This window comes from Formosa undariae (assembly GCF_042427615.1).
Lineage (GTDB): Bacteria > Bacteroidota > Bacteroidia > Flavobacteriales > Flavobacteriaceae > Formosa > Formosa undariae.
Genome location: NZ_JBHMEZ010000030.1, coordinates 31,455 through 53,707 on the forward strand (window position 1 = coordinate 31,455; position 22,253 = coordinate 53,707).

23 protein-coding genes are annotated in these 22,253 nt (G+C 33.2%); 12 read left to right on the forward strand and 11 right to left on the reverse strand.

Annotated features, from left to right (window positions below; genetic code table 11):
- The 3 genes from ACFFVB_RS16485 to ACFFVB_RS16495 all read left to right on the forward strand — a co-directional run bounded on the left by ACFFVB_RS16485 (position 1) and on the right by ACFFVB_RS16495 (position 2,777).
- Positions 1-963 (forward strand): GSCFA domain-containing protein, encoded by a 963-nt coding sequence (locus tag ACFFVB_RS16485; protein WP_382384326.1) that lies wholly within the window; start codon positions 1-3, stop codon positions 961-963.
- Positions 964-1,204: 241 nt separating this feature from the next.
- On the forward strand, positions 1,205-1,819 hold the full coding sequence (locus tag ACFFVB_RS16490; protein ID WP_382384327.1) for a DUF4230 domain-containing protein: 615 nt from the start codon (positions 1,205-1,207) through the stop codon (positions 1,817-1,819).
- 199 nt (positions 1,820-2,018) lie between these two features.
- Positions 2,019-2,777 (forward strand): enoyl-CoA hydratase/isomerase family protein, encoded by a 759-nt coding sequence (locus tag ACFFVB_RS16495; RefSeq protein ID WP_382384328.1) that lies wholly within the window; start codon positions 2,019-2,021, stop codon positions 2,775-2,777.
- 125 nt (positions 2,778-2,902) lie between these two features.
- Here the strand turns inward: ACFFVB_RS16495 and ACFFVB_RS16500 are convergent, their stop codons facing one another.
- Both ACFFVB_RS16500 and ACFFVB_RS16505 read right to left on the reverse strand, forming a co-directional pair.
- Positions 2,903-3,457 carry a DUF4136 domain-containing protein gene (locus ACFFVB_RS16500; protein ID WP_382384329.1) on the reverse strand — a complete coding sequence of 185 codons (555 nt, stop codon included), beginning with the start codon at positions 3,455-3,457 and terminating at the stop codon, positions 2,903-2,905.
- Between the two features lie 426 nt (positions 3,458-3,883).
- Positions 3,884-4,048, reverse strand: coding sequence for a C1orf53 family protein (locus ACFFVB_RS16505; RefSeq protein WP_382384349.1), 165 nt, complete (start codon positions 4,046-4,048; stop codon positions 3,884-3,886).
- Positions 4,049-4,097: 49 nt separating this feature from the next.
- Here ACFFVB_RS16505 and ACFFVB_RS16510 point away from each other — a divergent pair, with 49 nt between their 5' ends.
- From ACFFVB_RS16510 to hemL, 4 genes are all read left to right on the forward strand, one after another.
- Entirely contained in the window at positions 4,098-4,421 is a 324-nt protein-coding gene (locus tag ACFFVB_RS16510; protein ID WP_382384330.1) for a hypothetical protein, read from the forward strand.
- A gap of 260 nt (positions 4,422-4,681) precedes the next feature.
- Positions 4,682-5,599 carry a 1-aminocyclopropane-1-carboxylate deaminase/D-cysteine desulfhydrase gene (locus tag ACFFVB_RS16515; RefSeq protein WP_382384331.1) on the forward strand — a complete coding sequence of 306 codons (918 nt, stop codon included), beginning with the start codon at positions 4,682-4,684 and terminating at the stop codon, positions 5,597-5,599.
- A 4-nt stretch (positions 5,600-5,603) separates the two neighbouring features.
- Positions 5,604-6,419: a glucosaminidase domain-containing protein gene (locus ACFFVB_RS16520; protein ID WP_382384332.1), complete on the forward strand. Its 816-nt coding sequence runs from the start codon at positions 5,604-5,606 to the stop codon at positions 6,417-6,419.
- 11 nt (positions 6,420-6,430) lie between these two features.
- The gene (gene hemL, locus ACFFVB_RS16525; RefSeq protein ID WP_382384333.1) at positions 6,431-7,723 is read left to right on the forward strand and encodes a glutamate-1-semialdehyde 2,1-aminomutase; all 1,293 of its coding nucleotides are present in this window, start codon (positions 6,431-6,433) and stop codon (positions 7,721-7,723) included.
- A gap of 111 nt (positions 7,724-7,834) precedes the next feature.
- Here the strand turns inward: hemL and ACFFVB_RS16530 are convergent, their stop codons facing one another.
- The 3 genes from ACFFVB_RS16530 to lysS form a co-directional block, all read right to left on the reverse strand.
- Entirely contained in the window at positions 7,835-8,311 is a 477-nt protein-coding gene (locus ACFFVB_RS16530; RefSeq protein ID WP_382384334.1) for a DUF4890 domain-containing protein, read from the reverse strand.
- A 113-nt stretch (positions 8,312-8,424) separates the two neighbouring features.
- A complete protein-coding gene (locus ACFFVB_RS16535) occupies positions 8,425-9,348 on the reverse strand; it encodes an endonuclease/exonuclease/phosphatase family protein (protein WP_382384335.1) in 924 nt (307 codons plus the stop codon).
- A 5-nt stretch (positions 9,349-9,353) separates the two neighbouring features.
- Entirely contained in the window at positions 9,354-11,051 is a 1,698-nt protein-coding gene (lysS, locus tag ACFFVB_RS16540; protein ID WP_382384336.1) for a lysine--tRNA ligase, read from the reverse strand.
- A 162-nt stretch (positions 11,052-11,213) separates the two neighbouring features.
- Between lysS and ACFFVB_RS16545 the strand changes: the two genes are divergently transcribed.
- The 4 genes from ACFFVB_RS16545 (at position 11,214) to lipB (ending at position 13,929) form a co-directional block, all read left to right on the forward strand.
- Positions 11,214-11,372, forward strand: a complete 159-nt coding sequence (locus ACFFVB_RS16545; RefSeq protein ID WP_084817547.1) for a YqaE/Pmp3 family membrane protein — start codon at positions 11,214-11,216, stop codon at positions 11,370-11,372.
- A gap of 132 nt (positions 11,373-11,504) precedes the next feature.
- Positions 11,505-12,248, forward strand: a complete 744-nt coding sequence (locus ACFFVB_RS16550; protein ID WP_382384337.1) for a hypothetical protein — start codon at positions 11,505-11,507, stop codon at positions 12,246-12,248.
- Between the two features lie 173 nt (positions 12,249-12,421).
- A complete protein-coding gene (locus ACFFVB_RS16555) occupies positions 12,422-13,213 on the forward strand; it encodes a hypothetical protein (protein WP_382384338.1) in 792 nt (263 codons plus the stop codon).
- A gap of 11 nt (positions 13,214-13,224) precedes the next feature.
- On the forward strand, positions 13,225-13,929 hold the full coding sequence (gene lipB / locus ACFFVB_RS16560) for a lipoyl(octanoyl) transferase LipB (RefSeq protein ID WP_382384339.1): 705 nt from the start codon (positions 13,225-13,227) through the stop codon (positions 13,927-13,929).
- Positions 13,930-13,938: 9 nt separating this feature from the next.
- On the opposite strand, the gene ACFFVB_RS16565 is transcribed toward lipB, so the two are convergent.
- The 6 genes from ACFFVB_RS16565 to rnhB form a co-directional block, all read right to left on the reverse strand.
- Complete coding sequence (locus tag ACFFVB_RS16565) at positions 13,939-14,130, reverse strand: hypothetical protein (protein WP_382384340.1); 192 nt, start codon at positions 14,128-14,130, stop codon at positions 13,939-13,941.
- 59 nt (positions 14,131-14,189) lie between these two features.
- Positions 14,190-14,486 carry a Bor family protein gene (locus tag ACFFVB_RS16570; protein WP_382384341.1) on the reverse strand — a complete coding sequence of 99 codons (297 nt, stop codon included), beginning with the start codon at positions 14,484-14,486 and terminating at the stop codon, positions 14,190-14,192.
- Positions 14,487-14,585: 99 nt separating this feature from the next.
- Entirely contained in the window at positions 14,586-14,903 is a 318-nt protein-coding gene (locus ACFFVB_RS16575; RefSeq protein WP_382384342.1) for a hypothetical protein, read from the reverse strand.
- 122 nt (positions 14,904-15,025) lie between these two features.
- A complete protein-coding gene (locus ACFFVB_RS16580) occupies positions 15,026-16,075 on the reverse strand; it encodes a nucleoid-associated protein (protein ID WP_382384343.1) in 1,050 nt (349 codons plus the stop codon).
- Positions 16,076-16,165: 90 nt separating this feature from the next.
- Positions 16,166-18,598 (reverse strand): ribonuclease HII, encoded by a 2,433-nt coding sequence (locus tag ACFFVB_RS16585; RefSeq protein WP_382384344.1) that lies wholly within the window; start codon positions 18,596-18,598, stop codon positions 16,166-16,168.
- A 29-nt stretch (positions 18,599-18,627) separates the two neighbouring features.
- Positions 18,628-19,227 carry a ribonuclease HII gene (gene rnhB / locus ACFFVB_RS16590; RefSeq protein WP_382384345.1) on the reverse strand — a complete coding sequence of 200 codons (600 nt, stop codon included), beginning with the start codon at positions 19,225-19,227 and terminating at the stop codon, positions 18,628-18,630.
- Positions 19,228-19,297: 70 nt separating this feature from the next.
- On the opposite strand from rnhB, the gene ACFFVB_RS16595 reads away from it, so the two are divergent.
- Positions 19,298-21,265 (forward strand): putative porin, encoded by a 1,968-nt coding sequence (locus tag ACFFVB_RS16595; protein ID WP_382384346.1) that lies wholly within the window; start codon positions 19,298-19,300, stop codon positions 21,263-21,265.
- Positions 21,266-22,253: the final 988 nt, after the last annotated feature.

The following is a 22,253-nucleotide window of genomic DNA, read 5'->3' on the forward strand; positions in this document are numbered from 1 at the left end:
ATGAAGTTTTTTACCGAGATCCCAATACAACAACAAACCGAAAATCAAATCGATTATCAGTCTAAGGTGTTGTTATTGGGATCTTGTTTTGTAGAAAATATTGGTAAAAAATTTGATTATTTTAAATTTCAAAACCATCAAAATCCGTTTGGTGTCTTGTTTCAGCCTAAGGCGATCGAGCAGTTAATTAACCATGCTGTAAAAGGAAAGGTCTATACTGCGGACGATTTGTTTTATCATAATGACATTTGGCAAAGTTTTGAAGCACATTCTAAATTAAACGGACTCGATCAGGCAGCTGTTCTAAATGGATTAAATGCGGCTGTAAAAGAAACGAGGCAATTTTTAGAGAGCGCAACTCATATTGTGATTACTTTAGGAACAGCATGGGTGTATCTCCATCTGGAGTCTAATAGAATAGTGGCGAATTGCCATAAAGTGCCACAAAAAGCATTTAAAAAGGAATTACTAAGTAGTGATGAGGTCGAACAGTCTTTGCAACGCATGCTGGATGCAATCGCTACTGTAAATCCAAATACAAATGTGATTTTTACCGTATCTCCTATTCGCCATACTAAAGATGGGTTTGTAGAAAATACACGAAGTAAATCGCATCTTATTTCAGCAATTCATCAGCTTTTAGAAGCTTCAGAAACACATCAATTACATTATTTTCCATCCTATGAAATCATGATGGACGAACTTCGCGATTATAGGTTTTATGCGTCCGATTTAATTCATCCTAATCAGGTTGCTATCGACTATATTTGGGATAAATTTAAAGCAACATGGCTTGCTCCATCTACTGTCTCTATTATGAAAGAAGTGCATAGTATTCAGAGTGGTTTACAGCATAAACCTTTTAACGATACGTCCATACAACATCAGAAATTTCTTAATAATTTGAGTCAGAAGATTATAGCAATTACAAAAGATATGAAATGGATTTCATTTGATATCTAGGGAAATACGTTCTACTTAGTTAAATAACTTGCTTTATATCTAGTTTATGTGTTGATCGTCTATAAAAGTAGCTAAGTATTTAAATAACCTATATTTTAGTATTGCTATTAATCAATCTGTTTAGAAGCATCAAAATCGATAAAGCATATCAACTATGTTACTACGGGGTTGATGCTTTTTTTGTGTTTAAAAGCGATGTGTTACAGAACATATTTTATACCTTTCATTAAAATTTAAATTAATGAAAAATATAACTTTTGGAATTCTAATTGCAATTTCCTTATTCTTCACGCTTAGGTATTGTAATGAAAAGAAAGAAGACGATGCCCAGCTTATACAAAACTCGATGTTAATTCAGGAGCAGATAAAAAATGTGGGTAAATTAGTCGTTACCGAAGGTCATTTTAGCGAGGTGTTTTCATATAAAGATTCTAGAGATGTATTTCCGTATTTGGTTACGGCCGAAAAAAAGGCCTTAGTGGTTGTAAATGCAGATGTTACGATTGCTTACGACTTAAGCAAAATTACTTACGATATTGATGAGGCAAATAAAATCCTTAACATTACTTATATTCCTGAGGAGGAAGTTAAAATTAGTCCAGAATTTGAATATTATGATATTCAAGCCGATTTTTTAAATCAGTTTGAGGCAAAAGATTATAATAAGATTAAAAATAAGGTCAAAGCTTCTCTCATGAAAAAAGTAGAAGCTTCTGAATTTAAGAAAAATTCTAAAAATAGATTGATTAGTGAATTGTCTAAATTCTATGTTTTAACCAATACTATGGGATGGACATTGCAATACAACGATACACCAATTACAAGTCCGGAAACTTTAGAAGATTTGAAATTATAGAAATTGTTCTATCAGGCTGGATCTGGTCACTACTATTTTTATTTATTATATAACTTCATTAGAATTTTCTCTAATATAATTGTCATTATTAAATGGTTTTATATTTAAAATAAGTGTTTTCGCATGATAATACAAGGATATCAATTCGCCATATAAAAATTTCAGTATCTTCGATTTTCAATATTTAGGTCATTAAAACATGGAAAAACCTTTTGTAACACAAACCATAGTTGAAGGTGTTAGTACGATAACATTCTATAACCCGTCGCATAATGCTTTACCGAGTGAGCTTCTTTCTAAATTAGAGAAGGAAATCAATTTAGCAAGTGCTAATAATGCTGTTTGTGTTGTTGTTTTGCAAAGTGGAGGAGATAGAACGTTTTGTGCAGGAGCGAGTTTTAATGAGTTAATAGCTATAGAAACAGAAGCAGAAGGAACGCTGTTTTTTTCTGGTTTTGCGCAGGTTATTAATGCTATGCGGAAATGTCCAAAATTTATAGTTTGTAAAGTACAAGGTAAAGCTGTAGGCGGAGGTGTTGGTATCGCTGCGGCGGCCGATTATTGTTTAGCAACGCAATATGCTTCGGTTAAATTAAGTGAATTGAGTATTGGTATCGGACCTTTTGTAATAGAACCTGCGGTTAGTAGGAAAATGGGGGTGATAGCCATGTCTGAAATGACTATAAATGCGACGCAATTTTACGATGCGCAATGGGCTAAGCAAAAAGGCTTATTTGCAGATGTATTTGATGATCAAGCGACATTAAATGAAGGTGTAGAAACTTTGGTGCAGCAACTTAAAACGTATAATCCTGAGGCTGTAAAGGCGATGAAAATCGTAATGTGGCAAAATACAGCACATTGGGATACGTTACTCTTAGAACGTGCAAAAATTAGTGGAACACTTGTGCTAAGTGATTTTACTAAAACGGTACTTAGTAAATATAAAACGACCTAAACGAGTGCTAAATCATATAGCCGATAATTTGCAGGCGCCACCCTATTGATTCGATAGTTTTTACAAACAAAAAAAGGAACCTATTTCTAGGTTCCAAGCACTACTTTTCTTTTTCAGGGAAAGTATTATTTTTCTGCTTTCGGAGGGTAATTTTCTAAAATTTTACCAACAAACTCTTGAATACGTTCGTCTTTTTTATCCATCTTTTCATTTAAATATCCAGAACCAACACCTTGCCAAACTAATTCTTTTTTCTCGGCATCGATTAAATCAATAAACAATGTGCCTTCTGTAGATCGTGTTACTGTAGTGTTGTTAAAATCGTTGTAATAATACGGACTCCAACCCCAACCATAACCATAAGGACCAAAGCCCATGTTATTGTTGTTGTATACGTTAACTTGTTCTCTTGCTTTAGTGAAAATACTTACTAAAATATCAGGGTTTTCAGATTTGGTAAATCCTTTTACGGTCATTTCTGCTTCGATAGCTCGTAAAATACGCTTTTTGTCTAAATCGCTAATTTCAGCCTTATCGATTCCGGTTTTGTAAAAAGCATAGGTTTTGAATTCATTAAATGCTGTTTCTTTATCGTAATCAGACGCTACTTTTATAGAACTACAAGAGCTTACAACAATTAGCACTATTACTACTGGTAAATATTTTAAGAGTTTTTTCATAGATTTTAGTTATAAAGGATTAATTAAATTATTATCAGTCATGTTGTAACACTTCATTTTTTAATTCGATGTCGTTTCCATGTCATGTAATAGTAAATATAGCTTTTTGTTTCTAATTCAACTTCCTTTTCATGCCTACTGAGAATATTTCACAAACACATTAAAGGCTTAACATGCCTTGACGTAATCAATTTATAACAACAATCATACCAAATCCAGTGCATAGCGCTGTCTCTTAGTAGGATCAGCTTCTAAATGTGTTTTGTCTGTATACAATTTTCAGATGTCGATGTGTTTAATAATTTATATTTATAGGACATTTTTATTAAGAAAGCATAGTTTTAACAGATTTCAGCATTGTTCTTAGAATGTGTCTTAAAGCCTTAAGTATTTTGAATACTATATTGTATGAAGTACTAGTCTGCCTTATTTTTTAATGGAATCTGTTTTTTTGTCGTATCCATATGGACAATGTCTACAGCCACTTTTACAGCAATAGCCTCGTTTTAGATGGTATTGAGCTGTGAAACAGCGGTAACCTTCCGGTGTAAGATAGTAATCGCCTTTTTCTACGGGAATTATTTTTTTCATGTTTGACAAAGATAATGTAATTTGGATTGATTTTTGAAATGAACTAATCATGATTTTAATTTCTAAAAACATTACGCCTAAAGGCTACCAAGGGATTACCTTGTATCCGTTTGTGATATTAAGAGACGTTAAGTTGAAAAAGAATGCTGTATTATTGAATCATGAGCGCATTCACTTAAAGCAACAAAAAGAATTGTTAGTAATTCCTTTTTATCTCTGGTATGGGCTTGAATTTTTGATACGCCTAGTTGTATATCGGAATTGGAATACGGCATACCGGAATATTTCATTTGAAAGAGAAGCATATACAAACGAAAAGAAACAGCACTATTTAGTGCTAAGATCTCGGTTTTCTTTTAGGAAGTATTTATAATTGAAAAATCTATACCTAAAGAGACTCAATCGGTATCTGAAAAAAAGTAAGGTGCTTTGTGTAGTGCAGAATATATCCAGAATCAATTATCTTTTGTAATATATTTCATTCTAATAAATTCATAAATTAGTTCTTAAACTCCCAATAGTTTTTAATAGTAATGGAATGTGATGAGCTGCTGGTCATTTTGCCTAATTTTAAGAAAAAGTTATGGTTACCCTTTTAATTTCAATTACTTTTGTAGGTTAATAGATTTAGCTATGCTTTTTTCTTCAGAACTTTCGAATATTGAAAACCAGTCGGTTATTCTTAATTCCGATTCTAATATAAGTCTTTCCATAAAGCGGGAAGATCAGATTCATCCCTTTATTAGTGGTAATAAATACCGAAAATTGTTTTATAATATTTTAAAGGCCAAGGAAGAAGAGCACACTACATTATTAACTTTTGGTGGAGCGTACTCCAATCATATTGCTGCCGTAGCGTATGCCGGAAAAATATCTGGGTTTAAAACTATTGGAATAATTCGTGGAGAAGAATTGGCTTTAGAAACAGATTTAAATCCGACGCTTAAATTCGCGGCATCTTGTGGTATGGCATTTAAATATGTTACGAGAAGTGATTTTCGACTTAAAGAAACCGAGAGCTTTATTACTGATTTGCATGATGCTTTTGGTGAGTTTTATCTAGTCCCAGAAGGTGGTACGAATGCTTTAGCTGTAAAAGGCTGTGAACATATCTTAACACCGGAAGATTCTAAATTCGATTATGTGTGTTGTGCGGTGGGAACTGGAGGAACAATTTCGGGACTTATAAATAGTAGTGAAGCCCATCAGACCATTTTAGGATTTCCTGCCTTAAAAGGTGATTTTTTACAAAACAATATTAGTAAGTTTGCAACCAAAACAAATTGGGAGCTAATAACCGATTATCATTTTGGCGGATATGCTAAAATAGATGATACTTTAGTCGCATTTATCAATGCTTTTAAACGCCAAAACAATATACCTTTAGATCCGGTGTATACTGGAAAAGTGATGTTTGGCGTTATGGATTTAGTAAAGCAAGGTTATTTCCCTAAAGATTCAAAAATATTAGTAATTCATACAGGCGGATTACAAGGTATACAAGGAATGAATAATCAATTAAAGAAAAAGAAAATGCCTCAAATCATATAAATACATGAAGCAAGTAATAGTCCTTTTATTAGTAGTAAGTGTATTGTTTAGTTGTGGGTCGCGAAAACGAAAGTATAAGCCTTCGAAACCTAAGCAAAAAACCGAACACGTTAATCGTAAGCATTCAGAAAAATCGGAAGAAATAAATGAAGATACACCCGCAGAAAGTCAAGTTGAGGTTGTACCTAAAGCAGTAAGCAGCACATCTGAATATATTCAGTTATATGCGCCTATAGCCGTCGAAGAGATGAAATTTTATAAGATTCCAGCAAGTATAACTTTGGCTCAAGGGATTTTAGAATCTGGTTCTGGCCGTGGCCGATTGGCGGCAGAAGCTAATAATCATTTTGGTATTAAATGTCACGATTGGACCGGAGCAACTATTCACCACGACGACGATGCCGATCAGGAATGTTTTAGAAAATATAAGGACGCAAAATACTCGTATCGCGACCATTCGCTATTTTTAACCGAAAGAAAACGCTATTCAGGTTTGTTTCTTTTAGATATGGACGATTACAAAGGTTGGGCGAAAGGATTAAGAGCCGCAGGTTATGCGACCGATAGAAAATATCCAGAAAAGTTGATTTCCTTAATCGAACGTTATCAGTTATATACGTACGATGATGAGGTTACAGGAAATGAACCAAAGCGTACTAAAGCCCCGCGTCCAAGTCATGATGTACATTTTGTAGAGAAAGGAGATACGTTGTATTCCATTTCTAGACGATATAATATATCTGTAAAAGAACTTCAAGAACTAAATAGATTACAAGGCACAACTATTTCTGTCGGACAGGAATTAGTCGTGAAATCTTAAAATAAAACACAATGAAATATACAAGAAGTAGTGCATTATTTGCTAATGCAGAACACGTTATTCCTGGTGGCGTTAATTCTCCTGTGCGTGCATTTAAAGCCGTAGGAGGAACCCCTATTTTTATAAAAGAAGCTAAGGGAGCGTATTTAATTGATGAAGATGATAATACATTTATAGATTATATTAACTCATGGGGACCAATGATTTTAGGTCATGCGTACGAGCCCGTTGTTAATGCGATTATTGAAAAGGCAAAATTAGGAACATCGTTTGGTGCACCTACAGAAATTGAAACCGAGATTGCTGCTTTAGCTGTGTCTATGGTTCCAAATATTGATAAAATTAGATTTGTAAATTCTGGAACAGAAGCTTGTATGAGTGCAGTACGCTTGGCAAGAGGGTACACAGGGAAAGAGAAAATTATAAAGTTTGCGGGCTGTTATCATGGGCATTCCGATTCGTTTTTAATTCAGGCAGGGAGTGGAGCCATGACATTTGGGAGTCCAAACAGTCCTGGAGTTACTAATGGTACTGCTCAAGATACACTTTTGGCGAAATACAATGATATCGAACATGTCGAATCTATAATTAATGCCAACCCAAACGATATCGCTTGTATTATTTTAGAGCCTGTTGCTGGAAATATGGGATGTATTCCGCCACAAGCAGATTTTTTACAAAAACTGAGAACGTTATGTGATGCTAACAACATACTGTTGGTTTTTGATGAAGTTATGACGGGGTTTAGATTGGCGCGGGGAGGCGCACAGGAGTTGTTTAATGTAAAGGCCGATATTGTATGTTTCGGAAAAGTAATTGGTGGTGGATTGCCAGTAGGTGCTTTTGCTGCGTCATCTGAAATTATGGATTATTTGGCACCGCTAGGACCTGTGTATCAGGCAGGAACTTTAAGCGGAAACCCATTAGCAATGGCAGCTGGATTAGCAATGTTAAAAGCATTAGAAGCCGATTCGGAGATTTTTAATCGTTTGGCAGAAAAAACGGAATATTTACATAAAGGTATTTCTAAGGTGTTAAGCGATCATAAGATTGTGCATACTATAAATCGTCTAGGGTCTATGATTTCTGTTCACTTTTCAGAAACCGCCGTGGTCGATTTTGAAACATCGGCAAAAGGAAATAACGAAAATTTCAAAACCTTTTTTCATGGCATGTTAGATCAAGGGGTTTATATTGCTCCGAGTGCATTCGAAACTTGGTTTATAACAGATGCTCTTACATATGCAGATTTGGATGCTACCATAAATGCAGTGCATAAAGTGGCTATTTCTTTGACTAAATAATTTATTGAAAATTTATAAGATTATTACATTATAAATCATAAATCATAAATCATAAAACAAAAACGGGCAAATCCATTAAGATTTGCCCGTTTTTATTTATGTGTTTCACGCTTAACTACGTCTCTCACGTTGTGGTCCATTTTCTTCTTTGTCTCCACCTTGTTGTCTTCCTCTTTTTTGATGATTCATATCTTTCTCCCAAACCGCGTATTGGTCGCTTTTTAAGATACTTTTCATTTGGCTTTTCATCAAAATCTGTTTGTCTAGTCTAGCAACCATACTATCGTATCGTTCCTGTTCTGAAGGTTTTTTTCCTTCTTCCTTAGCTTTTTTCATGGCTTCGCGACTTGCTAGTTTATCAAAAGCTTGAGTGACATTTAAACTATAAATTTCTTTTTGTTGCGATTCAGAAAGATCTAATTTTAATGTCATTTGTTTTGTAAGAAGTGTCGCTTGCTGCTCTGGAGTAAAATCAGATTTCTGCATGCGCATTTCTTTTTGATTCTTTCTTTGGTTGTCACCCTTTTTTTCTTGTGCAAAAGCATTTACAGAGATAAATACTAAAGCTAATAGCATTATTTTTTTCATGATATTTATGTTAAAAAATTATACTATTAGGACATCTTTTTCTTAATTAGGTTTAATTTGAATTTGAATTTTAACAAATTTTAATACTTTATAATATTTAATAAAACCAGAAATTATAATTTGAATTGATAGGAACCAATTAAGAAACCATGATCGGAATTGGTATGAAACTCTTTGTGTAAGGTTATTGGTTGCCATTTTTTGTTTAACCAAATATGGTCAATTTCAAGTATAGGGAAAGTTCTAGGCCAAGTGCCAGTATATCCTGTATTATATTCATGGAAACTTTCGAACTGAGTTTTAAAAGCATCAAAATAATAACTTATATATGGTGTGTTAAAATCGCCAACTATAAAATCTACTTGTTTAGATTCTGCAATATCCAGTAACCTGGTTAAATCTTCTTTTTTAGACAATGCAGGATTCGCTAATAAATCTGTTATAAGAATATTTATAGGTTGTTCATTTATAGTGGCATTAACTAAATTAGATTTAGAGCCCCTAGTGATTTTATTATAATGGACCGTATTTATTTTGCCATTAACGGCGATAAACATTTCTCCTTCTAGTTGCTGTATTTGGTACGTAGGATAATGATTCTTAAAAGTAGCTAAATCTGTTTTAGAAATATCTTTAGCTTCAACCAAAACAACAATGTTAGGGTTATAAGATTTAATATTTTCAAAGATAATATCTAACGGTAAGTGATCTGGTCGAGATATATTCCAATAAAAAATAGATTGTGTACTTATCGTTTTGTTTATGGGGGGATTTTCGTTTTTGTAATGGTAGTTGTTAAACCAATAAACCACTAATAAGCTGTTTAAACATAATAAGAATATGCATAATACTTTATGCTTATATAAACAGAGTGAAACTAAAAAACCATAAGCAATAACAACAATTAACGGACAGGCGTAGAAGAAAAAGATGAGTGGCGATATTCTATCTTTTAATACAAAATGAATGAGTAATAAAAAAGCATACCAAAATAATAGGTATGCTTTTGCTTTATATTTAAAGATAAGTTGGATCATGATTTTTATTCACTTAACGCAACAAACAAGCCGTCGTCAGTTTTTTCTACTTTAGCTACTCCTAATTTAGTTAATCCTTTTATTGTTTTATCCCATTTTTTATTACTTAAAAGAGATTGTGTTTTTAAGGCTGTTAATTCTATAGGTGAATTTGATTTTAAGATATTAAAAACTGCTTTTTCGTCTTCAGACATTTCAACTTGTTTTTTCTCAGGTCTCATTTGAGGAAAAAACAATACTTCTTGAATAGATTGATTGTTAGTTAAGAACATAATTAAACGATCCATACCAATTCCCATTCCAGATGTAGGAGGCATACCATATTCTAATGCACGTAAAAAATCGTGATCTATAAATTCGGTAGCTTCGTCGTCTCCTTTTTGAGCTAATTTTAATTGGTGTTCGAAACGTTCGCGTTGGTCTATCGGGTCGTTTAATTCAGAATATGCATTTGCAATTTCTTTTCCACAAACCATTAATTCGAAACGTTCGGTTAATTCTGGATTATCTCTATGCTCTTTACAAAGCGGACTCATTTCTTTAGGGTAATCGGTAATATAAGTTGGTTGGATGTAGTTTCCTTCACATTTTTCACCAAAAATCTCATCGATTAATTTTCCTTTACCCATAGTCTCATCAACTTGGATTCCTAAACTTTTAGCACCTTCGCGAATTTCAGCTTCTGTTTTACCAGTAATATCAAATCCTGTAAAATGCTTTATCGAATCTGCCATAGTTACACGAGCATACGGTGCTTTAAAGTCGATTTCGTGTTTTCCGAAAGTCGCTTTTGTTGTTCCATTTACTGCAATTGCACAATGTTCTAGAAGTTTCTCACAGAAATCCATCATCCAATTGTAATCTTTGTAGGATACATAGATTTCCATCGCTGTGAATTCTGGATTGTGTGTTCTATCCATTCCTTCGTTACGGAAGTTTTTAGAAAACTCGTATACACCGTCAAAACCACCAACGATTAAACGTTTTAGATATAATTCGTTAGCAATCCTCATATACAAAGGCATGTCTAAACTATTGTGATGTGTAATAAACGGACGCGCTGCTGCTCCACCAGGAATTGGTTGTAATACAGGTGTCTCAACTTCAAAATATCCAGCCTCGTTAAAGAAACCACGCATGGCGTTGAATAATTTTGTTCGTTTTACAAATACTTCTTTAACATGTGGGTTTACTACTAAATCTGCATAACGTTGTCTGTAACGTTGTTCAGGATCTGTAAACGCATCATGAACTTTTCCATCAGCATCAACACGAGGTTGAGGTAACGGACGTAAAGATTTGCTTAAAATGGTAAAGTCTTTTACCATTATGGTTTTTTCGCCTACTTTAGTTGTGAATAATTCACCTTCTATACCAACGAAATCTCCTATATCTAATAATTTTTTGTAAATAGTATTGTACTTGGTTTTATCTTCACCTGTACAAATTTCATCACGATTAAAGTAGACTTGAATACGGCCTTCGCTATCTTGCACTTCTGCAAAACTTGCGTTTCCTTGTATTCTACGTGACATTAATCGTCCGGCAATTATCACCTTCTTGCCTTCTTCAAAATCGGTTTTAACCTGTTTACTTGTATGGGTTAATGGATAAAGGTCTGCTGGATAAGGATTAATTCCTAACTCACGAAGTTTAGTCAGCTTTTCTCTTCTTACGATTTCTTGCTCTGATAATTGCGACATATTAAGTTGTTCTGTTTAATTTTTAACGCACAAAGATAATTACTATTGGTAACACTATCAATATAATATTATCTAAATACGACATAGATTTTTTAAAGTGTAACAATTTAAAATTTGTGGCGTCTTAATAATACATCATCAATCAAAATAAAATCAATTAAAATGAGCATTTGGAGAGTTTTACTTTCAATAATTTGCCCGCCCTTAGCCGTAATAGGTAAAGGTTGTGGGTCTGTACTTATCGTGTTTTTATTATGGCTTTGTGGCTGGGTTCCTGGAGTTATCGCGGCTTTAGTGATTTTAAATAATCCAAAACGTTAATTTTAGATCTGTTTTTTTTATCTCCCTGATTTCAGTGATTTTAACCGGAAGGAGAGTCATTAGGATGAAATGAGACTGCTTTTTATAGATAAGTAAGTTACCTTTGCTTCCAATAATAAATGAAGCCATCCCATGAAAAAAATCTATGTATTAAGCGTTTGTATCCTATTACTTTTATTGAGCAGTTGTAAATTCTCTGAAACTATTCATATAAGAGAGGATGGTAGCGGAGATATGTCGTTTTCTTTTGACGGTTCTCAACTTATGCAAATGGGAGCAGATAGTATGGGAGAAACTGCAGATGTGGTTTTAGATTCTACAATTATATTTAAGGATTATTTGGATGCTAAAAAAGACAGTATTGCAACGCTGTCTAAAGCAGAACAAAAACAACTGAAAGCTTTAGAAAATTTTAAAATGCATATGTTAATGGATCCGAATACTAAAAAAATGGTAATCGACATTAATACTGAATTTAAAGATGTCGATGAGCTAGAAGATATGTATAAAATACTTAGTAAGGCAAATGAGTTAAATGATAAGGGGAGCGCTAAGACTAGTCCCGCTGGTAATATGGGAGTTGCAGAAGGTACAGAAGTACATTATACGTACAAGAAAAATGTGTTTAAACGTAGCGTAAAAGTTACAGATCGTGAACTTTTAGAAGCTACAAAAGATAGTTTAGGAGATTCAGAAATGATACTTGCGGCTTCCACATATACTTTAAATTATCATTTTCCGAAAAAGATTAAATCGGTCTCGTTAAAAAATGCAATGTTTAGTGAAGATCATAAAAGTTTTACTGCAGAATTAAACTTTAAAGACTACGTCACAAATCCTGAAAGTTTAAGCGTGGAAGTTATATTAGAAGATTAATAACTTTTAATATGTGGTCTGTTGTTCGTATTTATAGATGTGGAATCTAAACTTATAACGTTTTTATAATTACGCTTTATTTCGTTTTCGATACTTCTTCAGGCTTTCTCAAATACTCGGAACCGATAAAATTGTATCTTTGCACGCATAATAATATTTATAATACATTACAAATGCCTCGTTTTTTTTTAGTACTTATTTGTCTTTCAGCTTTTGTTTTAACCAGTTGTAATTACACCGAAGAAATCACGTTTCATTCCGATGGTTCTGGAGAATTCCTGATGAATTACGATATGAGTGAAGCTATGGTTGCCATCAAAAAAATTGGAGGAAACGAAGAGGCTTATAAAAAAGAGCCAAAGGTAGATAGTATAATATATTTTAAAGATATTTTAAAGGAGAAGTCAGATAGTATTTCTAAACTGCCACAAGATGAACAGGATGATTTAAAATCTCTAGAATCCATGATGATGCGCGTGCAATCTAATTACGAAACAGATGTTTTTAATCTTGGTTTTGGTTCCGGTTTTAAATCTATAAACGAATTTCCGGAAATCTTAGAAAATATAGATAAAGCAAAAGCGTTTAATACGAAAGGCAGTTCCGAGTTCTCTAAAATGGATGGTGCCGCAGTGGCTAAATCGGTTAATGATATGCTGAAACATATTGATTTTTATTTCGATGGGAAGCAATTTTCTAGGTCGCTTAAAGATGGATATAAACCATCGGCAGAAGCTATAGCTCAGTTAGATAAAGAAATGAATCAGATGGGCGAAGAGGGTGAAGAAACCTTAAAAGCCATGACATATACATTGGTTTATCATTTTCCGAACAAAATAAAATCGGTTTCCAATAAGAATGCATTGATTAGTAAAGACAAGAAAACAGTGACTCTTAAACAGAACTACATAGAAATGATTAAAAATTCGGAATTAATGAATTTAAAAGTCGTTTTAAAACATTAAAAATTCACCCATTGAATAAGACAGTCCAATTACAAGATTTAGGTTTAAAAGATTATAAAGACACTTGGGATTATCAAGAAGAATTATTTAAACAAATCGTCGATATAAAAATTAAGAATAGGAGAGAAGAGACTACAATTCCAACGCCTAATTACTTTCTGTTTGTAGAGCACCCGCATGTGTATACATTGGGTAAAAGCGGACATATGTCTAATATGTTACTTAACGAGGAGCAATTAAAAGAAAAAGGCGCTACGTTTTATAAGATAAATAGAGGTGGAGATATTACATATCATGGCCCAGGTCAAATCGTAGGGTATCCGATTCTAGATCTTGATAACTTTTTTACAGATATACATAAATATTTACGCTTTCTAGAAGAAGTTATTATTCTCACTTTAAATGATTATGGTTTAAAGTCTGAGCGTAGTCCAGGAGAAACAGGGGTGTGGTTAGATGTAGGAACACCGTTTGCTAGAAAGATTTGTGCAATGGGGGTTCGTGCGAGCCGCTGGGTAACGATGCATGGTTTTGCTTTAAATGTAAATGCCAATTTAGGCTATTTCGATAATATTATTCCGTGTGGAATTCGTGGGAAAGCGGTAACATCTCTTAATGTAGAATTAGGCGTAAAAGAAGTAGATGAGGCAGAATTGAAAGTAAAACTCAAAAAACACTTTAGTACGCTGTTTGAATCGGAATTTGTTTTAGTATAAATTAATACCTTATTCTTTAACTGTCTTACTTTTGGTAAAAAAAGCAATGGAGGCAAATATTACGAAAAGAATTACTTTTCCAATTAAGTATCCGTAACCATATTCTGTTAATCGCTCTAAGTCGGTAGATACAATTTGCGCAATATTAATAAACAATAGAAGTGCAATGATTAAAGAAATATAGAATGTTGTTTTTTTCATTTTAGATAATATTAAAAGCGAGGTTGTTAAATATAACCTCGCTTTTCCTGTTCAAAGAACTATTTTGTAACTGTAGTCATTGTTGGTGTATAGATACCAAAAGTAATAGCAGCGATTAAACCATTAACAAAAGTTTGTTGAGTGTTTACAGTATAATCTGTAGCCCCATTTGCCATTTCTTTAGCGTCTGAAACTCCAACTGGTGCTAAACCGTAAATCACATAATGATTCCATTCTTTTGTTTGAGAGTTTCCTTTAGCACCTGCTCCTACAACAGTTGTGTAAGAATAACAAGATGTCAATAACATTGATGATGCAAATAACACAGTCATCATTTTCATTGTCTTTTTAAGCATGTTTTTTAATTTTAATTGTTTTACATTAATTTATAATACACGAGTATTATATTTTTTTTCTATAAAAGTAACAGTGTTTGTTACGATATTATCTTTAATTTATCTAGCCAATAATTTTTTAGAAACCTTATAAGTTGCAGCATACTGCATACCTTCTTGTTCACGCTTTAGGTGACTAAATTCTCGACTATACCAGTTTACATCTGTTGCTTTTTTTCTAAACATATCATGGTTTATAGTTTTGTGCTCTTCACCATCTAACATTGTTTTGATATCGTAAATCGCAATCCCAAAATGTTCAGATTGTTTTAAAACTTCAGCAAAGTCTTCTTCAGAGAAGTAAGAATCACCATTACTTCCTTCAATCTTTGTTAATCCAGTAAATACGTTCTGTTCTAAAAATTCTTCTTGTGTCATTTTATTTATGCTTTAAGTCTATTGTTTCAAGACAATTATTAGTGTTAATATGGTGGAACCTATTGTAAATGTTCTGCCTTAAATTACAAGGGCAAAGTTAAATACTTTTAAGCTAAAAGGTATTATCCTTCAGTATTAAAGAACACCTTATAATAGTACATTTTCTTTTCTTCGTCGAAACCACGCTCTAAATATTCGCTTGCTGCGTCTGGCGCATCAATATCTAGTTTAATTTGTATTTGAGTATCTAGCTTAATTTCAGTTTTAATTTTAGCCTTTTGCTTCTTAACAACAGGTTCTGCAACATCAAACTGATTTAATATTAATAGATCTTGTTCGCCTTCAAAGGACTTTTTGTAATCGTCGAACAACGTTTTATGATTATCATCCTGAAAGACTTCTTCTTTAAAGTTTTCAATATTTACAAATTCATGCTCCTTAAAATAGTCTACTGTTTTGGCTAGAAAGATATTCTGTTCTTGGTTTCCGTAACTGGTTTTCAAGATTTCGGTAGAAAACTCTTTGCATAGCTCGATATAATTCTGGGTATGTGAATTAAAATCGTTGGCATATTTAATATTCAAGAAATGATTAATCCAATATTGTGCATCGTAGTTATTGTTGTCTACAGTCAAAACTATCGGACCTTCAGCATCAGTCTGATTTAAAATCAAACACCCTTTATCTACTTTCTTAGTATTTATTCCTTGTTGTACAGCAACGTCGTAACTGTTACCTTCTAAATAGGTCTGAAAGAAATTCGATTTATTTTCAATTTTAAAAATTCCAATAGCATTGGTTACGATTTCATTAAACTCTATACCTTCAAAAACGGCAACTATTACATCTCCAGTTTTAATCTGTACAGAGTTAGATTGCTCGTATAAATGCTTTACTATATTTTTAGATACCTCGACAAAATTGCTTTCGTCTGCAAAAATATCTCCAGCGTAAGTGTTTATCTCGTTGAGTTTAATATTGGCATGGTGATTAAAACGGTGACTCTGTACCACAGTTCCGAATGGTCTTAATAAGAAAGGTAACATTAAATCGTAACTCGCTTCGTCGAATTGAATTTCGCTCTCTGAAAATGCATTCTTCGTGTCGTTAAATTTATTTCCAACTTTATGAATTATAAATTTCGAAATCGTGGCAATGTTACGTTTTATCATGGTGTTTTAATCTTAAAAATTAAGGGATGCAATAGTACTAAATTAGCTTCAGTTTTAATAATAAAATCAAGCCGTTAATTTGGAGGTCTTTTAATTAATCTGATAAATAATTATAGCATTGTCGTTTCCTTTGGTCACAGCTTCTAGCGGCTTATCTTTATCAAGATTCGCGATGTCTATTGCACTTGTTCCATAAACAGGGAAGTTAGAGATTTCTTCACCTTGGCTGTCGAAGACATATACTTTCTGAGCTTGTAAATCTGTAGTCGTAACGTATATCTTATTGTTAATTAAAAACAACTTAGCAGGCGTATAGCTTCCAAAATCTAACTCTAAAGTTTTATCTCTAATGGTTAGTTTGTTTGCCGATTGCGTGATCATGGTTCTAGTGGTGGCATCTATATGATGGTTTTTTCCAAGATTTAAATTCTCGCTAGAGACTTTCCCGTTTGTATCTACAAGAATTAAATCACCTTGGTCTGTAGTCGTCGCAAATTTATTATTGTAAATATAAACCGCCTCATTAGAATACGTGAACGATTTTTTAGGCGTTACACGTACTTGACCTGTTCGGCTTAATATATAGAGTTTATTGGCAGTTTTAAAAACTAAATAGTCTTTTCCGCGCACTCTAAAATGTTGTGGTTTATGGTTAATGGTGTTGTTTGCTTTCTTAAAGTTGAACCCATTTACCGATTTCCCTTGGGCATCGTACATTAAAACCTCTTGGTTCTGTACCACCAATAGTCTATACTTTTTATTATTGTCGTAATCGAACACAGCCAACGGTTGGGTGACTTGATCTTTGAAATTAATAGGAAAGGGGGGTGCATCCTTTCCATTACGATCGACTACATAAAGATGATGGGCTGTTGTAAATGCCAATTGAAGTCGACCATTTTTATACATGTCTATTTGCGAAACCTCTCCAATAACGGCTTCGTTTAATTGCTTTTTCCAAAGTACTTTCCCTTTGTTAGAGATTAAGTACAGGTTGTTTTTTATATCTTGAACGACTATTTCTTTGTCTCCAGAAATATGATTGGTTACAAATTGTGGACTATTTAAAAGATCGGCATCCAGTTTTATATTTAGTTCCTGGCTCACTGAGTTTTCTTTAACCTTCGTTCTTGTCTTTTTGATCACCGCATTTAAATGTGCAAAATTATGATCGTATATATATTGTATCGCTGAAATTCTATAATCGTTCGTTTTTGCCTTAGTGGTTGTTTTAAAATTAGAAGCTAAAACATCTCCTAAAAGATTAGAATTCCCTACCAACATTAAGGAAGAGGCATCGCTTAAATCTTCGGTAATACTCGTATAGAAGTCACGTTTGTTTAGTGTTGAATTATTCTGAAATGCAATAATTATATTTTGAAGCATCTCCAAATCGTTTGCAAACACAAAAAACGAATCTAATACTGCATAAAATGAAACTGTTTTTGTCTTTATTAACGGATGAAAAGTTCTTGCAAACCAATCTGGATATTCGAATTTTTTAATTTCTATCTGTCGGAATTCCTCTAAAACCTCTTGCGAATCTAACAAGGCTTCATCAGTTGCCATTTGATCTAGACTGTGTAAAACAACAGCACGTTTGTCCTTATTATATATCACACCAATTTCATCGGTATTGTCAAACAAAGTTGTTTCTGGTGGTTCCTGATTATTTAGTGCGACTAAATTCGCTTGTAGGTTGCTAAAGTCTTGATACGTTAAACTCATAAACCCATCGCTGTCTTCTGGAGTAATGTGCGCCATTTTGTTTTCTTGTGGCGTCGTATTCTTGAAAATGTTGATTAATTGATTTGTAGAATCTGGCGCTTTTGTAATGCCGTTTAACGTAATTTGATCCTGAGTGATATCTGTATCTAAAGCAATATATTTTGTGAAATTTTGAAGCGGAATAGAATCAGAGCTAAAAAACAAGGTCGATTCTTTTACATGTTCAGTATCTAAAATTACAGCAAACGTTTTTTCGGTAGCTGTAGTATTGTATATTTTTTGAAGTTCGGAACTTACTGGTTTTACATCTAAGCTGTTTTCAATAATGGTTTTTGAAGTCGAACCAATAAATACACTGTCTACAATTGTACTATACAACGTTTCTTTATGCCATAGTGTTTTGGTTATTGTGGCATTCTTAAACTTTATTTGTTCTTGCTTTGGCTTACTTAACGAATCGAATTCAAAAAGGTCGGGCGTGTATTTTGTAATTAAGGTAATTTGAGTACTATCCGATTGGTCTTTCGAAAAACAGAAGAGAGTTTCTGCTTTAGGTTTAAAGGCTGTAGTGTTTTTTAAAATGTGCTCTAAAGACTTATAAAACGGACTCGTATTATATTCCTGAATTAAATCGTTGTTTGTTAAACTACTTTTTAGATCTTCAATATTATTCGTTTTAATTAAAGTCGAAGCGCCTTCTGGAACAAATTCAATCAAACGGTGTTGCGTTGTTGTGTTGGTATCGCAACTTATTAGGAATATACTAAAAAACAGGGCTAAGAAAAGCACTCTCATAAATAGAAATTTTTTACAAATATAGGAAGTTATACTTCTAGTTTTAACTGATCTGGTAGTAATCTAAAAGATAAGCGGTGGTATTTTGTTGGGCCGTATTTTTTTATGGCCGCACGATGTTCTTTAGTCGGGTAACCCTTATTCTGTTTCCAATTATACATCGGGAATTCTTTATGAATAATATTCATATATTCATCACGATATGTTTTTGCTAAAATGGAAGCTGCTGCAATATTTAAATATTTTCCATCTCCTTTAATAATGGTTTCATAAGGCACATCTAAATATGGCTTAAATCGATTGCCGTCTACACTAATAAATTCGGCCTTCGGATTTAGTTTTGCAATAGACAATTGCATGGCATGTATAGAAGCGTTTAAAATATTGATTTCATCAATTTTATCGGGAAAAACATGTGCCACTCCATAAGAAACTGCTTCCAATTCTATTATGGGTTTAAGTAAATCCCGCTTCTTCTCCGATAATTGTTTGGAGTCGTTTAATATCGAATTTTTAAATGTTTTAGGTAAAATTACTGCAGCAGCTGTTACTGGACCGGCTAAACAACCACGTCCGGCCTCATCTGTACCACATTCAAACTCGTATTCTGTATAGTTAAGGGCAAGCATTTAAATTATAGTTTTGTTATATACTGATATCATATTTTGTATTTACCTTTGCAAGGTCTAAAAAATAATTATGAAGCAAATCATTCTGTCATTCTTTTTATTGTGTTTTACTCAGTTAGCTTTTTCTCAAGTTGAAAATCTAAATGTAGGAAGTCGAACAGAAAGAGGCGATGCTGCAACTCAAAACGAATTATCTCTAAAATCAATCGATACTTCCAATTCTAAAGGAAGTAAACAAAAGGTTGCTAAAATCGAACAATATCTTATTGTGTCCAATTTAAACGATACAACGTATTTGGATACGACCCTATCGATTCACAAGGAATATAAATTTAACGATTTAAGGAAAGATAATTTCAATCTTATGGCGTTTTCCAATATGGGACAAACGTATAATACGTTGAGCTACGATTTTAAATCGCAACGGCTAATGCCGGATTTGGGAGCAAGAGGGAAATCTTTTGCTTATAGAACGGTAGAGGATATAAAATATTACCATGTGCCAACCCCGTTAACCGAGTTGTTTTACAAAACAGGATTTGAACAAGGGCAGGTAGCTCAGGGTTTTTTTACAGTAAATACGTCAGAACAGTTTAATTTTTCTATTTCCTATAAAGGGTTACGATCTTTAGGACAGTATCAGCATATTCTTGCCAGTTCAGGGAATTTCGAATTTACAACCAATTATAAAACGAAGAATGAACGTTACATTGCCAAAATTCATTTTTTAGCTCAGGATATTAGTAATGAAGAAAACGGCGGATTGACTACCGAAGGAATGGGGTATTTTGAATCTGGAGATATCGAATTTTTAGATCGAGGTGTGTTCGATGTGAATTTTGAAGATGCAGATAATGTTTTAAAAGCGAAACGTTTTCATTTAGATCATAGATATTATATCGTTAAACCAAACGATTCTTTGGCCAATCATAGTTTAAATGTGAATCATATTATGTCGTTCGATGATCAGTCTTATCAATTTAATCAAACTTCGGCAAGCGATTATTTTGGTGATTCGTTTAAAACATCAAGCTTAAGCGATCGTGCATCACTCGAAAACTTTTATAACGAGTTTCAGGTAAACTATAGTAATAGGCTTTTGGGAGACTTACAATTTAATGTTAGTCACGATAATTATAACTATGGGTATGATCAGATTGTAATTTTAGAAGACCAACGTATTACAAATCGAATAAAAGGAAATGTTGTAGCTGTTGGTGGAAAGTATCATAACAAATTCGGCGGATTCGATATATACGGGGATGCGGGGTTAAATGTTACAGGAGATTTTGCTGGAAACTATTTTACAGGGAAGGCAGGATACCAATTTACAGATGATATATTAGTGAGCGCAGAAATTAATCATAACGCGTCGCAACCTAATTATAATTTTTTGCTATATCAAAGTGATTATCTAAACTACAACTGGCAGAATAATTTTAGTACAGAAAAAACGCAACAATTAAGTTTTAAGATCGAATCGGATAAGTTACTAAATCTAACAGTCGATTATTCTACAGTTAGTGATTATGCATATTTTGCTAAAGATGATGAAGGAGGAGTGAAGGCGTTTCAAAATAGTGAGACTATTACCTATTTAAGAGTGCGTTTAGATAAAGAGATTAGATTTGGACATTTTGCTTTAGATAACTCTATAATGTATCAGAACGTACAGGATGATAACCAGGTTATGAATATGCCAGAGTTCGTCACACGTAATACACTATATTATAGAAACGAATTTTTTAGTAAAGCATTGCTTTTGGAAACAGGAATTACGTTTAATTACTTTACCGATTATTATATGAATGCATACGATCCTTTATTAGCAGAGTTCTATGTGCAAACAGATCGTGAATATGGGAACTTCCCTAGACTTGATTTCTTTTTGAATGCTAAAATCCAACAAACACGTATTTACTTTAAGGTCGAACATTTTAATGCGGCATTAACCGGGTACGATTACTATTCGGCACCTAACTATCCATACCGTGATTTAGCGATTCGTTTTGGAATTGTTTGGAACTTCTTTTTGTAGATATAGACTTTCCTTTGTCCTTATCTGTTATGTAATTGAGGTGAGCCGTGGAACAGCTAAAACTATAATCCAAAAATCTTCCAAGTGTTTAATCGTTTAATAGGTTTGCATACTTGTTATGATTTAGTGTTAGTAAAGGTCAATGGAGAAGTTAGAAAAGTTTAATATGTACAAGTAACAATTTAGAGTAATATAGAATTAAGAGCTTTTAGAAATGAAGGCTCTTTTTTTTGTGGTGTGATTGTACTGCGGACTTACAGATTGAGAGATGGATATTATAACGCTAGGATCTTGTAAAACTTGGATAGGGGATTCTGTTTAAATTAAGGGGAGGACTTTGGTAATAGTATTTGTACGTATTATATACACTTGCTTTTGCGACTAGTGTATTAGGGGCTTTTATAATGAATACGAGTATAGCTGTTAATTTATGGTTACTATGCCATGATGGTTAGTATATAAGGTATGAGCGCTTAATCATTGTGATGACCTATACGTGATAATAGAACTTAGTCTTTGTTATCATTGAAACGGTATACTATATATAGGAGAAGCACATTATGGTGTTCTTTGCTGTGAGCTCAGTTTATGTTCCATAATGCTTAAAGTTATACATAGTACATGAATGATTGTACTATAATGAATACATGGGAATCTGGTTGCTCTATTTATATATGAAAGCAGAGATGTAAGACTTTACCAAACAGAAGTAGTCTCTGATTTTAATGACTAATACGTTATATATAATAGTGTGTAGATAAGTAAATGGGGTGTTTGAATTGAACCTCTGATTTATTTTCACTTCTAACGCGCTGACGGGTTACAACTTGAGGTTTATTTCAAAATAAACCTCAGAAACATTAGTTTGATAAGAAAGAAAGTATGTATCTTTGCACCCGCTTAGCGACGCAACTACGGTAGTTTAGTAAAGCAAAACGTTCATTAACAGAGTTTTATTTATCGGATTTAGTTTAAATTAAAAAAGATA

Excerpts from the sequence above, each read along its gene's own strand:
- ACFFVB_RS16490 (WP_382384327.1), top strand. The coding sequence starts at position 1,205 with ATGAAAAATATAACTTTTGGAATTCTAATTGCAATTTCCTTATTCTTC.
- ACFFVB_RS16550 (WP_382384337.1), top strand. The coding sequence starts at position 11,505 with ATGAAAAAAATCTATGTATTAAGCGTTTGTATCCTATTACTTTTATTG.
- ACFFVB_RS16595 (WP_382384346.1), top strand. The coding sequence starts at position 19,298 with ATGAAGCAAATCATTCTGTCATTCTTTTTATTGTGTTTTACTCAGTTA.
- ACFFVB_RS16555 (WP_382384338.1), top strand. The coding sequence starts at position 12,422 with ATGCCTCGTTTTTTTTTAGTACTTATTTGTCTTTCAGCTTTTGTTTTA.
- ACFFVB_RS16565 (WP_382384340.1), bottom strand. The coding sequence starts at position 14,130 with ATGAAAAAAACAACATTCTATATTTCTTTAATCATTGCACTTCTATTG.
- ACFFVB_RS16580 (WP_382384343.1), bottom strand. The coding sequence starts at position 16,075 with ATGATAAAACGTAACATTGCCACGATTTCGAAATTTATAATTCATAAA.
- hemL (WP_382384333.1), top strand. The coding sequence starts at position 6,431 with ATGAAATATACAAGAAGTAGTGCATTATTTGCTAATGCAGAACACGTT.
- ACFFVB_RS16535 (WP_382384335.1), bottom strand. The coding sequence starts at position 9,348 with ATGATCCAACTTATCTTTAAATATAAAGCAAAAGCATACCTATTATTT.
- ACFFVB_RS16545 (WP_084817547.1), top strand. The coding sequence starts at position 11,214 with ATGAGCATTTGGAGAGTTTTACTTTCAATAATTTGCCCGCCCTTAGCC.
- ACFFVB_RS16485 (WP_382384326.1), top strand. The coding sequence starts at position 1 with ATGAAGTTTTTTACCGAGATCCCAATACAACAACAAACCGAAAATCAA.
- ACFFVB_RS16495 (WP_382384328.1), top strand. The coding sequence starts at position 2,019 with ATGGAAAAACCTTTTGTAACACAAACCATAGTTGAAGGTGTTAGTACG.
- ACFFVB_RS16585 (WP_382384344.1), bottom strand. The coding sequence starts at position 18,598 with ATGAGAGTGCTTTTCTTAGCCCTGTTTTTTAGTATATTCCTAATAAGT.
- ACFFVB_RS16500 (WP_382384329.1), bottom strand. The coding sequence starts at position 3,457 with ATGAAAAAACTCTTAAAATATTTACCAGTAGTAATAGTGCTAATTGTT.
- rnhB (WP_382384345.1), bottom strand. The coding sequence starts at position 19,227 with ATGCTTGCCCTTAACTATACAGAATACGAGTTTGAATGTGGTACAGAT.
- lysS (WP_382384336.1), bottom strand. The coding sequence starts at position 11,051 with ATGTCGCAATTATCAGAGCAAGAAATCGTAAGAAGAGAAAAGCTGACT.
- ACFFVB_RS16530 (WP_382384334.1), bottom strand. The coding sequence starts at position 8,311 with ATGAAAAAAATAATGCTATTAGCTTTAGTATTTATCTCTGTAAATGCT.
- ACFFVB_RS16575 (WP_382384342.1), bottom strand. The coding sequence starts at position 14,903 with ATGACACAAGAAGAATTTTTAGAACAGAACGTATTTACTGGATTAACA.
- ACFFVB_RS16570 (WP_382384341.1), bottom strand. The coding sequence starts at position 14,486 with ATGCTTAAAAAGACAATGAAAATGATGACTGTGTTATTTGCATCATCA.
- ACFFVB_RS16520 (WP_382384332.1), top strand. The coding sequence starts at position 5,604 with ATGAAGCAAGTAATAGTCCTTTTATTAGTAGTAAGTGTATTGTTTAGT.
- ACFFVB_RS16510 (WP_382384330.1), top strand. The coding sequence starts at position 4,098 with ATGATTTTAATTTCTAAAAACATTACGCCTAAAGGCTACCAAGGGATT.
- ACFFVB_RS16515 (WP_382384331.1), top strand. The coding sequence starts at position 4,682 with ATGCTTTTTTCTTCAGAACTTTCGAATATTGAAAACCAGTCGGTTATT.
- ACFFVB_RS16505 (WP_382384349.1), bottom strand. The coding sequence starts at position 4,048 with ATGAAAAAAATAATTCCCGTAGAAAAAGGCGATTACTATCTTACACCG.